This is a genomic window from Pedobacter sp. MR2016-19 (genome assembly GCF_014947265.1).
In the GTDB taxonomy this organism is placed as follows: Bacteria; Bacteroidota; Bacteroidia; order Sphingobacteriales; family Sphingobacteriaceae; genus Pedobacter.
In genome coordinates this window covers 126,597-139,489 of the sequence record NZ_JADCNK010000010.1, presented here as the reverse complement: position 1 = coordinate 139,489, position 12,893 = coordinate 126,597, and the positions used below count along the sequence as shown (strand labels likewise).

The window sequence follows — 12,893 nt, the reverse complement described above, 5'->3', positions numbered from 1 at the left end:
AATAAAATATGCCTGCAAATTTTCCTCCTATCGTTCTAGCCTCTAAATCACCTCGAAGACAAGAACTTTTAACGCTTATGGGTTTAGATTTTAAAGTCGAGTTAAAGGATGTTGATGAAAGTTACCCTTTAGATTTAAGTCCGGCAGAAATTGCCGTTTACATTTCAGAACAGAAGGCCAGGGCTTTTACTGCTGATGGTGAAATAGTGATTACAGCAGATACCATCGTTGCCTTAAACGGAGAAATTTTAGGTAAACCTGAAGATAGGGCACATGCACAGGAAATGTTAAAAAAGCTATCGGGCGGCAGGCATGAAGTTTTTACAGGTGTAACACTTGTTAGAGGCGATAAAATTCATTCGTTTTACGATAGGACAGAAGTTTACTGTAAGTCTGTTACAGCTGATGAAATTGATTTCTATATCGATAATTATAAACCCTTTGATAAGGCTGGAAGTTACGGCGTGCAAGATTGGTGGGGTATCGTAGTGGTACAACGGATTGAAGGCTCGTATACTAACGTAATGGGCTTGCCAACAGAAAAGCTGTATAATGAACTATTGAAGTTTATTTAAAACTCCTTGTGGAATTCTCTTAAAAGTTTCATCATCTCTAAAAACATCCAAGATGAAAACGAGAATTAACGAAGTTACCATAGCCGAGCCATGTTTACAGAACTGGGATGAAATGGATAAAGGAGAAGGTTTCAATTTCTGTAAAGCCTGCAGCAAAAATGTAATCGATTTCTCTGGCTATACCAATGCAGAAATCATCAATGTATTGGCAAATGCAGGTTCTTCTGTGTGCGGCCGCATGAGCCAAAGCCAATTAAACCAGCTCAACTATCATTTGGCTATTGTTCCAACAAACAATAGAAACTGGATGAAGTACCTTGGTGTGCTGGCTATAGGCATGAGCATTTTTGTGATGGATGCCAGAGCCGAAAATTTTAAGGAGCCCATTGAAATAACTAGAAGCATAAATAACAAAACCGACAATAAAAAACCGGTTATGCCCAAAAAAGTATACGGTTATGTTATCGGTGCTGATAATAAGCCGCTTGCTGGAATAAGGTTATCCATTCTCGATACTAAATATGCCACTTTGACTGATAAAAACGGTCGGTATGAAATTCTTTTGGATAATAAGTTTGATTTCAGTAAAAATCAACTGATGGTTGAAAGTATCCGTTATTCAGCCTTTTTAACACTCGATTTTTCTAAAGGGAAACAAAATAACCTCAAACTCAAAAAAGCTGAACCCATGATTATGGGTAGAGTACTGATTGCACCAAAAAAGAAATAATCCTAAATTAATATATGCAAACTCTCGGTGATCCATCTGCTGATGGATCATTTTTTATATCAGGCTTGCCAGTACACCCATTTTCAAATCGTAAGTGGAAAGCGTTAACCTGTTTATCTTCGATCTGCCCAAAACGTAATTGGTAATTAAAGAAGCAATTACAATCATATCAACCCTTAATGGAATTATTCCAGGCATTGCTGATCTCTCTTGATGGTTAGAATTCAATAATTTACCTGCAATTTCGATGTAGTCGTCAAAGTTAAATTCGAAAGTTTTGGTGGTATTTATATCTGTTTTCAGTTTGTTTTTTCTGATGATGAGCTCCGCAAAGGTTTCGAATGCTCCGGCAGATCCGATCAGCACTTTGGGCTGATGTTTTTCACAGATGTCGAAAAGATCGGTGAGTTGGTTTTGAATGTGAAATAAAATAGCGTTTTTATCCCCGTCATTTATGGGGTCTGATTTAAAAAACTGCTGCATTAAACGGGCTGCACCAATATTGTAACTTTTCTTCCAGATCAGGTTTTCAGTATCGCAAAGAATAAATTCTACACTGCCGCCACCAATATCCATAATCAGCGAAAGATCGGTAATGGCCCCACTCAGTTTTACACCCTGGTAAATTAATTCAGCTTCTTCATCACCGCTAATCGTTTCAATGTTTATTCCAGTTCTTTCATGTACCGCATCAACGAAATCTTTGCCATTTTCTGCGCTCCTAATGGCAGATGTTGCCGTAGCCCTGACCTTATCAGCTTGGTAATCAGCAATAATTTCACTAAAATCTTTAAGACAATTTATCCCTCTTTCAAAGGCTGCTGGAATGATAATGTTATCGTTAATTCTTCCTTCGCCCAATTTAACGGGAACATTGGTTTTGTAGAGAATTTCCAATTCTTTACCTGCTTTTTCAGCAATAAGCAAATGAAAAGTATTGGTTCCAAGATCGATAACGGCAACACGCATATTTTTTGTTTTATATTTTTTTGGAAAGCAGAAGCGGTACTTTATCGGGAGCTGCAGTCCTGCTATCTATTAAATTTCGTTAATGTTGGTGCTAAATTAAAGCTAGTTCACCGAAATATCATTGCTATCAGGTTTATTTTTAAACGTTAGCAACTTTTGGCAAAATAGCGAACGGCCTAGAAAATTCCCGTGATGTCTGATGTTACCATCTGACAGGGAGAAAAATCAAATGTAACCATCTTACATTTTGTTAAGATGCTCCAGGCAGTCAGATGGTAAAACCTTACTGCACTAATATGGTTCTGCTATCCAAAATAGTAGAACAAGCCGTTGTTAATAAACGGGATAGTAGTGGCAGCCTCAGATTTTTTTCAATCTGAGCTACAGCGTATAGCCCGGCTAACATTAAAATATACCACTGTCATTGCTTTTCCAATCCTATTTCACTAAATCCTGCAATTGTTTCGCGTTATGTAATGCTCCAACTCCCCAGGTATTATTAAAATAAACAAAAACTTCAGTAACACCGTCTTTAATCTGATTTTTGAAGTCCGTAATTGTATTTATTTCATATTCAGATTTATATAATACAGGCTTACCATGAAAACGGTAATAAACAGTTGCTGTATTTTGAATTACATTATCGGGTAGGGCAGATGGATAGCTTTGTCCGCTGAAGATGATCTTATTTTTATTCAGTTTTCTATAAACTTCTTCATCAAACCAACTGATGTGCCGAAATTCTACTACATTTTTAAACGCTGGTCTTAAATTTTCGATCAATAGATTTAACCTTTCGGCACTATAATCGAACTTCGGTGGAAACTGAAAAAGTACACAGCCCAATTTTTCCTTTAGTCCGATTTGAATAGCCTCGTAAAAATCGTTGATAAGTTGCTCGCATTCATTCAACTGCTTGTAGTGTGTAATTAAACGCGGTGCCTTAATCGTAAACAAAAAATCGTCAGGACTTTCGTTGTACCATTTATCGAACGATTTTTGCGTTGGCATTTTATAAAAAGTAGAATTAATCTCTATTGTATTAAAATGCTCGCAATAATACTTAAACCAATCTTTTTGTGCTAAACCTTTAGGATAGAAAACTTCTTTCCATTCGCGGTAATAGAAGCCTGAACAACCAATTTTCCATTTCATGCATAGAAAACAGGTTATAGAGGGAAAGGTTTATCATCTGTTATAGATTGCAATGAAAATAATCAACGAGATACCAATGTAACCCGATAGTTTTAAGTAAATGTTTCCTTTTTTATTTAGAAAGCCTAATACCACCATAGTTAATAAATAAAGCATTGAGCATATTAAAAATCCGGTAAATGGAGAATGATGATTCTTTAATTGCGTTTCATTTTTTGCTGGCGCAAATAAAATCTCCATTAAGATTGGTGAAATCCATCCAACTAAATATAATGCAAATATTACCGATGCAATTGGATTTTTTCTAAAAGCGGCACTGAGTTTGTCCATATTTTATCATTAATGCTTGTTTTACGGATATGGCAACCCGAAAAATTAGTAATTTGTCTCAGATACCATTGTGTCAGATGTTATCATCTGATACAGTGAAAAATCAATTATCCATTTTACTTATATGGTTTTTATTAGACCGTATCAAAAGTAAAATCTAGCAGTTAAGGCCAGAATTTTATTTTGTTTCCCGTCATTCTCGCGCAGGCTGGAATCTTAAAGCGCGCTGCGATAGCATTAGGATTCCCAATTAAATTGGGAATGACGACGTGTCAAAATAATTTGCTTAATGAGCCACGGTAAATCTTTTTGAGAAAGCCTCTCACAAAATAATTTATGCTTAGCTGACCTCAGGTTACTTAGGTGGTCAATATTTATGCAAATGCAAGAATTTGAGGTTACAAATGAATACGCGTGGTGTCAGATGTTACCATCTGATACGGCGAAAAATCAATTATCAAAATTTACTGGTATGGTTTTAATAGTCAGATGGTAACATCTAACTTAACAAAATCGGATCAGCATGACGATCTGCTGTAAAGCAAAAAACCGATGCTTGCGGCACCGGTTTTTTAATCTATATTTATTAATTACTCGAAGTATTCTTTCATTCTTTCGAAGAAACTCTTATCATTTTTACCTGGTTGAGGCTTAAAGTTCGGCGATTCACGTAATTTCTCTAAAGCATTACGTTCGTCGCTACTTAAAGCTTTTGGTGTCCAAATGTTGATGTGAATAATTTCATCACCTCTATGGTAAGAATTTACTTCTGGCAAACCTTTACCTTTTAAGCGTAATAACTTTCCACTTTGGGTACCTGGTTCGATTTTAATTTTAGCTTTACCATCAATGGTTGGTACTTCGATGCTCATCCCTAAAGCAGCATCAACAAAGCTTAAATGTAAATCGTAAACAATATTATTTCCTTCACGTTTTAAGGTTTCGTGAGGTGTTTCTTCAATTAAGATAATTAAATCGCCGGGGATACCGCCATTAGGTGCAGCATTTCCTTTGCCACTCATGCTTAATTGCATACCTTCACTTACGCCTGCCGGAATATTGATGGTAATGGTTTCTTCACCACGTACGACACCATCTCCATGACAAACATTACATTTAGCGGTAATTTGTTGACCACTACCGTTACAAGTAGGGCAGGTAGATGCCGTCTGCATCTGGCCCAAAATCGTATTGGTTACTCTACGCACCTGGCCGCTGCCACCGCAGGTACCACAGGTACTTACCGATGATTTATCTTTTGCGCCAGAGCCGTCGCAGGTTTTACAAACGATTAGTTTATTAACCTTGATTTTCTTTTCGGCACCATGTGCAATTTCTTCAAGTGTTAATTTAACTTTTATACGTAGGTTAGTGCCTTTTGCAACACGACGACCGCCGCGTTGCTGACCGCCACCACCGCCAAAAAAACTTTCGAAAGGATTGTGACCACCAAATACATCGCCGAAATTGCTAAAAATATCGTCCATGTTCATTCCGCCACCGCCATAACCGCCACCACTCGCGCCTCCAACACCAGCATGACCATATTGGTCATAACGTTGTTTTTTCTCAGGGCTGCTTAAAATTTCGTAAGCTTCAGCAGCTTCTTTAAATTTATCTTCAGCAGCTTTATCGCCAGGGTTTTTATCCGGGTGATATTTAATCGCCATCTTGCGATAAGCTTTTTTTATCTCATCGGCGGCTGCGCCCCTGGTTACGCCTAATACGTCGTAATAATCTCTTTTACTCATCTTTATTTATAAAATGATTGAATGATTAAATGATTGATTGATGGAATGAGAGATGTTAATTCAATCATTCAAAATTCAATCATTCAATAATTATTTCTTACGCCCCAACTACAACTTTAGCAAAGCGGATTACATTATCATTTAAGGTATAACCTTTTTCCACCTCATCGATCACTTTCCCTTTAAGGTCTTCGCTAGGTGCAGGGATATTGGTAATTGCTTCGTGGAAATCGGTATTAAAAGGTTGGTTAATGCTTTCTACATCTTTCAAACCTTTTTGCGCCAAGGTATTTTTCAGTTTTGTGCTTACCAATAATATACCTTCTTTAACCGGAGCTACCTCAGTAGCCGTTTCCATTGCTTTTAATGCACGGTTAAAATCATCTAAAACAGGTAAAAGTGAAACAATTACATCCTTACCGGCAGTTTGCAATAATTCTACACGTTCTTTTTGTGTGCGACGTTTATAATTATCGAACTCAGCGTATAAACGTAAATATTTGTCGTTAAGTTGTTGAACTTCCGCTTGCAATTTTTCTTCTGCAGATAATTCAGGTGCCTGCTCAGTTTCAACCGCAGGAGCATCAGTATTCTCTACATTCTCAGCAGTATTTTCTGATGTATTTTCAGGATTCATTATATTTTCTTCTTTATCGTTATTTTTCTTCTTATTAAACATAATACCGGGCTGAATTTTTTTGTGTTAATCTCAACTATTTTGCCATAAACGGAAATCAGCCAAGCTGTCAGATTTATTTGTATTTATCTGAACAGATTGGCTGATTAGCTGACGGATGTCAGAATTTTTTATACAATTTGAGCATCTTCGTGCACAACTCCATTCTCACATTTAATAATGCGTGAAGGGAAAGTTCGGATGATGTGGTAATCGTGCGTAGCCATTAATACCGCAGTTCCGGCCTGGCTGATTTGTTTTAGAAGGGTTACTATTTCTTCTGATGTTTCTGGGTCTAAATTCCCGGTAGGCTCATCAGCCAGGATTATTTCCGGATCGTTTAACAAAGCCCTTGCAATAACAATACGTTGCTGCTCGCCGCCAGAAATTTCATGTGGCATTTTTTTGATTTTAGAACGTAAACCAACTTTGTCTAAAACATCTTTAATGCGCTCGTTAATTAGTTTTTCATCTTTCCAGCCTGTTGCCTTAAGCACAAATTCAAGGTTTTTTTCAATCGTTCTATCAGTAAGTAATTGAAAATCCTGAAAAACTACACCCAATTTACGGCGTAAAAACGGAACCTGACTTTCTTTTAGGTTTTTAAGGTCGAAACCGGCAATATTGCCTTCGCCATTGCCAATATGTAAGTCGCCATATAATATTTTAAGCAAACTGCTCTTACCTGAACCTGTTTGACCAATAAGGAATACAAATTCATCTTTTTCGATATGTAAATTTACGTTTGAGAGCACTAAATGTTTCTGCTGAAAAACATCAACATTACTTAAATGAATTACTGAGTTGCCTGCCATATTATATTTCCAATTTTGCAATCTGCCCAAAAGGCAAACCTTTAACCATTTCCATAATGTAATCTTGCTTGTCGCCAAGTCCGAGTTTTTCCAGCGATTTATCAGGTCTGTCTACCCTAAAATAAGCTAAAAGTGTAAACTTGTCATCTCTCAACTGTACGTAATCTGGAATTTTGGCTATGCCTTTAACTTTAACGATATACATTGTGTCCAAAAATAGCTATTTAAGCTGAAAGCCCAAAGGAGAAAGCTGAAAGACTAAAGTTGAGAAATTCAATTAAGGTTGTTTAAGAACTCAATCGTATTCACATTATCTGCGTAATCCCAAAGTTTTGGGTGCTGACTTTGGCCAAAACCAAAAGTGTTAAAGCTTAACGGTGCTTTAGTAATAATGCATTGAATATTTTCTGATTTATCTTTTAACTTATCTTCTACCTCTTGCAGATTATCATATTCTTCGTAAAAAATCACCGCTAAGGGAGAAGTTAAGCTTTCATCTTGTTTTAATAACAAAAAGCCATTATCGAAGTGTTTAGCCGCATTAACAAGGTAAATAGATTTGTTATAATCGTAATTGTTATTGTATTTAAAGTGATTAATAATGGGTTGAAAACTCTCTATACCTTCGTAAAAATTGGCGATATCGTACCCTTTAGGAAAATAAAGTTTAGAAACGTTTCTGCAACCCAAACCAAAATAATCAAAAATATCATTGCCAAGGTGTTGAATGTCTTCAAAACTTTCGGTGCCATCTAAAACCGCTACACTATTTCTGTTTTTCCTGATAATGTTGGGTACTTTACTGAAATAGTAATCAAAATAGCGTGATGAATTGTTGCTGCCAGTAGCAATAACGGCGTCAAAATCTTTTAAGCGCTCTACATATTCTATTTGACCTTCAAAAGCGGGCTCTATTTTAATCAGTTCAGCAATTACAGCTTTAATCAATTGATCATCAGCTGAAGAAAGTTTAATCAGTGCAATGTTTCCGGTAGCCAATACACTTAAAATGTCATGTAAACCCACCAATGGGATGTTGCCCGCCAGGATTAAACCCACCTTTTTTGGCGATGTACTAAACTTAACCGATTCGAACCAAATGGTCAAATCTGCCTCATTTAACATCTTGGCGAAAGATAAAATAGATTTTTTTATATTTTCTGCAGTAAACCATGTATTGGTACTTTCGGCAGTATAAAATGCATTTCCTAGTATGTCAGTAGGCTTTGTAAGCAATAAGCCCAGTTTGTTAAACGCGATTATTACTTTTTCTTGAGTTAATGCTGACATATTTAGAATTATTATTAAGTGATTATATCTTATATTTGCATCGCAAAGGTAAACTAAGCAAAAGAATTAGACGAAAACATGGCGATTAAAATAACAGATGAGTGTATAAATTGTGGGGCTTGCGAACCGGAATGTCCAAATAACGCAATTTACGATGCCGGTACTGCATGGCGTTTTTCTGATGGTACTAATTTAAATGGTATCATTGATTTTGGTAATCAACAAATTGAAGCAGACGCTGCCCAGGAAGCAGTTTCGGATGAAGTGTATTATATTGTATCCGATAAATGTACAGAGTGTAAAGGCTTTCATGACGAGCCTCAGTGTGCGGCAGTTTGCCCGGTTGATTGTTGCGTTGATGACGAAGATATCCGCGAAACTGAAGAAGAATTATTGGCTAAGAAAGCCTGGTTACACCAGGAAGGATAGTCTTGATCAGATATTAGAATTAAAGTCTCGCTTAAAGTGAGACTTTTTTGTTTAAAAAAGATTTCAGTTGACAGTTTTCAATTACCAATTAACCAGTTTTCAAACACAAATAAATCTATATCTCCTCATCCTAAGTTTCGTCATTTCGACTGTAGCTCAGCGGAATGGAGAAATCTATCCAGGTACATTTTTCCACTGCGGTCGAAATGATAATATTTCGAGACAAAAGTGTTGATATTGGCGTTTTTGTAACGATTAACCAATTTAAACAGTTAATTGATTAACCATCAGGATTATATTTTCATTGCCAATAATTTTTTGCCACAGATTATCACTGATGTATTTTGCATCATGCTAACTAATGACTATTTAACAAATGAACTAATCAACATCGAATTTATTTGGGATAATCAGCACCGGACAAGCCGATTTTCTTGCTACGTGTTCGGCAACGCTTCCCATTAAAAAATGGTATAATCCTGTCCGGCCATAAGTGCCTATTACAATTAAATCAGAACCCCACTCGTCTGATTGCTGGATAATGCCATGTGCAGCTGTATCAATAATGCTTAAATAGGTGGTTTCTATGCCTTTTCCATATTTAGTTTCCATTTCTTTCAATAGGATATGGCTGTTTTCTTCGCTGTTATCGTATGTTTCTAAAAACACTGGCGCAAGTGTTAAATCGGGGTTTACATTAGCTGGAACGGGCTCGATAATGTTGACCAGTGCTACTTCTGCTCCAAATTTTTCAGCCATGTCGTAACCGGCTTTTGCAGCTTTTTCTGAGCAGGTGCTATTATCAACGGCAATTAATATTTTTTTAAAATTCATGGCGCGTATATTTGAAATTGAACATCATAAAAATAACAATTTTGTATTCAAAATGTTAGGCAATGAATGTATTTTATTAGTTTTACAATAGTTTAACGAGCAAGTTTAAATGGAAAATCAATACAGTATTTGTAGGATTGCTGTGGCGCCTTTAAGAGCAGATGCATCAGATAAAGCAGAAATTGTTTCGCAGCTTTTATTCGGCGATCATGTCGAAATTATTCAGAAGGAAGACCGGTGGTGGCTGATTCAAAATGGTTATGATGGTTATGAAGGCTGGATAGATTTCAGGCAGTTAGCACCAATCAGTCAGGATCAATTTGTAGAAATGCACGATTGTAAATTATTGGCCCCTTTAAGTTTCAATAATGTTTTAACTGCAGCTGATGGCAGTTCTTATCATTTAAGTCCGGCCAGTAACCTTCCTTTTTTAAAAGACGGTTTTTGTTATGCAGGTGAAGAAAAATTTAAACTGAATTTCGAAGCATACGATAATAGTGTCGTAAATTTTTCTGATCGGGTTAGCGAAACGGCCAAATTTTTTCAAAATATCCCATACCTATGGGGAGGAAGGCATTTATTTGGTTTAGATTGCTCTGGTTTTGTACAAACCGTATTTAAAATGTTGGACATTAAACTAAACCGCGATGCTTCACAACAAGCAGAACAAGGAGAGCTAGTCGGTTTTCTGGCTGAGTGCAAAGCTGGTGATGTTGCCTTTTTTGATAACGATGAAGGCCGGATCACTCACGTAGGCATTATGCTGAGCCCAAATGAAATCATCCATTCCTCAGCAAAAGTAAAAATCGATCCAATTGATGATCAGGGAATTTTTAATAAAGAACTGGGGAAATATTCGCATAAATTGAGAATTATTAAACGTTTTGTGGAATAGCATCCAAAAATGTATCCTATATAAAAGATACATTTTTTATGCCATCTAAATTTAAAATCCAGATCTCCAAACCTTGCCATGAAGAATGGGAGGGCATGCAAACCAATGTAAATGGTAAATTTTGTGGTTCCTGCCAAAAACCTGTAATTGACTTTACTCGCTTCACAGATGCAGCGCTGAAACACTGGTTTAATGAAAATCATAGAAGTAGCTGTGGGAGATTTAAACCTGAGCAGCTTGATCGTTTAATTCATATGAAATCGGATTTTACAACTAGCCGATTTAAACCTAGCCTGGTTGCCGCATCATTATTAGCATTGCTAAGCTTTCCAAAATTGGTTAATGCAAATATTTCTTCCTCGTATCCAACCTTCCAGACCGATAATAAAAAATCTTTAAAAGATGATGTTTTAGAAGGAAATTCTGAAGACGGATTTGTCACGGTGCAAGGCAAGGTTACTGATGGGGATGATAAACTCCCAATTATAGGTGCAACTGTAATGATTACAGGCTCGAAAATTACAACAGTTACAGATCGAAATGGAAAATTTGAGTTTAAGCTGGATAGAAAGGAATTTAAGAATAAGATTTTCCTGGATTTAAGATATATTGGCTATGAAACTAAACATGTAAAAGTAAAGCTGGTGAGAGATGAAGTTATTTTTATAAAAATGAAGATGGATAGTTATGTTTTAGGAGGATTGGCCATTATTAAGCAACCTACATTTTTAGAGCGAATAAGTCAGTTGCTAAATGGCTAATTAAACCTACTCCATCTCCCAAACCATTACCTGCCGGTCATCTCCTGTAGAAATCAAATATTTGCCATCATGGCTCCAGATAATTTTATTGATGGAATGGCTATGGCCAATACCTGCCTTTTCTAAGCTTAAAATTTTATATAATTTAAAATTTTCTGCATCCCAGAGTTTAATGCTTTTATCCTGACTGCTTGTAGCAAAATACGGATGGTTAGGATGAAAGGCAATATCATACACGGTAAACATGTGTGCCGGAACGGTTTCCCTAAGTTCATAATTCGGGAGATCCCATATTTTTAATTGTGCATCCCTGCTCCCTGAAATTAAATATTTGCCTGTGGGATGATAAGCCAAAGAGGTAACAGGCAATGAATGCCCTTCCAGAGTTTGTTTTAAGCTATAATCGGCAAGGTTATAAATCCTGATCAGGTGGTCTTTACAGCCGAAAGCCACTTCATTTTCATTTGGTGCAATTGCAATGGCCCTCACGGTATCGTAAGCTACCTGGAAGCGGTAAATTTCCTTAAAATCATTTAAAGACCAAACCGCAAGCGTACCATCTTCGCCAGTGGTTAAAAGCTCATTTTTACTTTTTACTGTTTGTATATTGAAAATAGGTTTGGTATGCGCATTAATCCTTAAAATTACCTTTTGTTCTTTCAGGTCGTAAACACTAAAAGCGCCACTGCGTTCTCCAACAAACAATTGCTCATTGTAGTAATGAAGGCAATAAACAGAGCTTTGTACCGGCATTTTCACCTTCACAAAAGCCATGTTAAGTAGCGACCATTCTACCACGCCCTTATCATTTCCAGCACTGAAAAATATGTCGTCTTCACCAGCATTGGCTAAAGCGTAAACAGGGTTTTGATGTCCGGGTAGGGTGTGTAGGTGTTTGAGCATGTGGGGAAGGTTGGAAGGAGGGAAGGTTGGAGGGTTGAAGGATATTTAAACCCTCAACCTTCCAGTCCTCTACCTTATTTGTGTCTTTTTTCTAAATTTTTCGCTATATCTTGAATAGATAAACCTTTTTCTTTCAATAAAAACAATAAGTGGAAAACAAGATCTGATGCTTCTCCAATGAGTTCTTCTTCTGTTTCAGCAAGTGCAGCAATTACCGTTTCTACACCTTCTTCTCCAACTTTTTGCGCAATTTTATTTAAACCTTTGTTGCGCATTTTGTTGATGTAAGAACCCTCAACCGGATTTTCATATCGATCATTAATGATGTTTTCGAGCTCGAAAATAAAGTTTTGGTTAAAATCTGTTTTAAAACAGCTGCGGCTACCGGTATGGCAGGTTGGACCAACAGCATCCGCTTTGATCAGAATGGTGTCGTTGTCACAGTCTACAAAAAGTTCTTTAACAAACAGAAAGTTATTGCTGGTTTCTCCTTTGGTCCAAAGGCGGTTTTTAGAGCGCGAAAAGAATGTTACTTTGCCTTCAGCTTGCGTTTTAGATAAAGCTTCTTCATTCATATAGCCCAGCATTAAAACCTCTAGCGTTCTATAATCTTGAATAACTACCGGAATTAAACCTTCTGTTTTCTCCCAATCAAGGGAATTGGTGTCAATTGTCATTTTTATGATGTTTTCGTCATTGCTATGTACGACGCAATCTTAAATCTTTTGCAGGTTTCGAACCTATAGCACTAGGATTGCTTCGTGCCTCGCAATGACGAGT

General features: G+C 36.8%; 16 protein-coding genes. 5 read left to right on the top strand and 11 right to left on the bottom strand.

From position 1 onward, the window contains the following. The first annotated feature begins 8 nt into the window (after nucleotides 1–8). Nucleotides 9–575 carry a nucleoside triphosphate pyrophosphatase gene (locus IM793_RS14665; protein ID WP_193422560.1) on the top strand — a complete coding sequence of 189 codons (567 nt, stop codon included), beginning with the start codon at nucleotides 9–11 and terminating at the stop codon, nucleotides 573–575. A gap of 52 nt (nucleotides 576–627) precedes the next feature. Next, nucleotides 628–1,305, top strand: coding sequence for a hypothetical protein (locus IM793_RS14660; RefSeq protein WP_193422558.1), 678 nt, complete (start codon nucleotides 628–630; stop codon nucleotides 1,303–1,305). A gap of 54 nt (nucleotides 1,306–1,359) precedes the next feature. Here IM793_RS14660 and IM793_RS14655 read toward each other — a convergent pair whose 3' ends face one another. From IM793_RS14655 to IM793_RS14620, 8 genes are all read right to left on the bottom strand, one after another. Further along, a complete protein-coding gene (locus tag IM793_RS14655) occupies nucleotides 1,360–2,274 on the bottom strand; it encodes an exopolyphosphatase (protein WP_193422556.1) in 915 nt (304 codons plus the stop codon). 438 nt (nucleotides 2,275–2,712) lie between these two features. Then, nucleotides 2,713–3,429 carry a DUF72 domain-containing protein gene (locus IM793_RS14650; protein WP_193422554.1) on the bottom strand — a complete coding sequence of 239 codons (717 nt, stop codon included), beginning with the start codon at nucleotides 3,427–3,429 and terminating at the stop codon, nucleotides 2,713–2,715. Between the two features lie 33 nt (nucleotides 3,430–3,462). Continuing rightward, entirely contained in the window at nucleotides 3,463–3,759 is a 297-nt protein-coding gene (locus IM793_RS14645) for a hypothetical protein (RefSeq protein ID WP_193422552.1), read from the bottom strand. Nucleotides 3,760–4,349: 590 nt separating this feature from the next. Then, nucleotides 4,350–5,510, bottom strand: coding sequence for a molecular chaperone DnaJ (gene dnaJ / locus IM793_RS14640; protein ID WP_193422550.1), 1,161 nt, complete (start codon nucleotides 5,508–5,510; stop codon nucleotides 4,350–4,352). Nucleotides 5,511–5,607: 97 nt separating this feature from the next. Then, nucleotides 5,608–6,189, bottom strand: a complete 582-nt coding sequence (locus tag IM793_RS14635; protein WP_193422548.1) for a nucleotide exchange factor GrpE — start codon at nucleotides 6,187–6,189, stop codon at nucleotides 5,608–5,610. Between the two features lie 128 nt (nucleotides 6,190–6,317). Then, the gene (locus tag IM793_RS14630) at nucleotides 6,318–7,001 is read right to left on the bottom strand and encodes a cell division ATP-binding protein FtsE (protein WP_029278680.1); all 684 of its coding nucleotides are present in this window, start codon (nucleotides 6,999–7,001) and stop codon (nucleotides 6,318–6,320) included. Between the two features lies 1 nt (nucleotide 7,002). Further along, on the bottom strand, nucleotides 7,003–7,206 hold the full coding sequence (locus tag IM793_RS14625) for a hypothetical protein (protein WP_025143129.1): 204 nt from the start codon (nucleotides 7,204–7,206) through the stop codon (nucleotides 7,003–7,005). A 68-nt stretch (nucleotides 7,207–7,274) separates the two neighbouring features. Further along, nucleotides 7,275–8,291, bottom strand: a complete 1,017-nt coding sequence (locus IM793_RS14620) for an acyl-CoA reductase (protein ID WP_193422545.1) — start codon at nucleotides 8,289–8,291, stop codon at nucleotides 7,275–7,277. Nucleotides 8,292–8,369: 78 nt separating this feature from the next. Here IM793_RS14620 and IM793_RS14615 point away from each other — a divergent pair, with 78 nt between their 5' ends. Then, nucleotides 8,370–8,720, top strand: a complete 351-nt coding sequence (locus IM793_RS14615) for a 4Fe-4S dicluster domain-containing protein (RefSeq protein ID WP_025143125.1) — start codon at nucleotides 8,370–8,372, stop codon at nucleotides 8,718–8,720. 381 nt (nucleotides 8,721–9,101) lie between these two features. On the opposite strand, the gene IM793_RS14610 is transcribed toward IM793_RS14615, so the two are convergent. Beyond that, complete coding sequence (locus IM793_RS14610) at nucleotides 9,102–9,554, bottom strand: universal stress protein (protein WP_132394862.1); 453 nt, start codon at nucleotides 9,552–9,554, stop codon at nucleotides 9,102–9,104. Between the two features lie 109 nt (nucleotides 9,555–9,663). On the opposite strand from IM793_RS14610, the gene IM793_RS14605 reads away from it, so the two are divergent. After that, nucleotides 9,664–10,449, top strand: a complete 786-nt coding sequence (locus IM793_RS14605; RefSeq protein WP_193422543.1) for a C40 family peptidase — start codon at nucleotides 9,664–9,666, stop codon at nucleotides 10,447–10,449. 95 nt (nucleotides 10,450–10,544) lie between these two features. Then, nucleotides 10,545–11,210 (top strand): carboxypeptidase-like regulatory domain-containing protein, encoded by a 666-nt coding sequence (locus IM793_RS14600; protein ID WP_193422541.1) that lies wholly within the window; start codon nucleotides 10,545–10,547, stop codon nucleotides 11,208–11,210. A 6-nt stretch (nucleotides 11,211–11,216) separates the two neighbouring features. Here IM793_RS14600 and IM793_RS14595 read toward each other — a convergent pair whose 3' ends face one another. Together IM793_RS14595 and hisIE are read right to left on the bottom strand one after the other, a co-directional pair. Then, nucleotides 11,217–12,113, bottom strand: coding sequence for a WD40 repeat domain-containing protein (locus tag IM793_RS14595; protein ID WP_193422539.1), 897 nt, complete (start codon nucleotides 12,111–12,113; stop codon nucleotides 11,217–11,219). Between the two features lie 74 nt (nucleotides 12,114–12,187). Then, nucleotides 12,188–12,790, bottom strand: a complete 603-nt coding sequence (gene hisIE, locus IM793_RS14590; RefSeq protein WP_193422537.1) for a bifunctional phosphoribosyl-AMP cyclohydrolase/phosphoribosyl-ATP diphosphatase HisIE — start codon at nucleotides 12,788–12,790, stop codon at nucleotides 12,188–12,190. Nucleotides 12,791–12,893 lie beyond the last annotated feature (103 nt).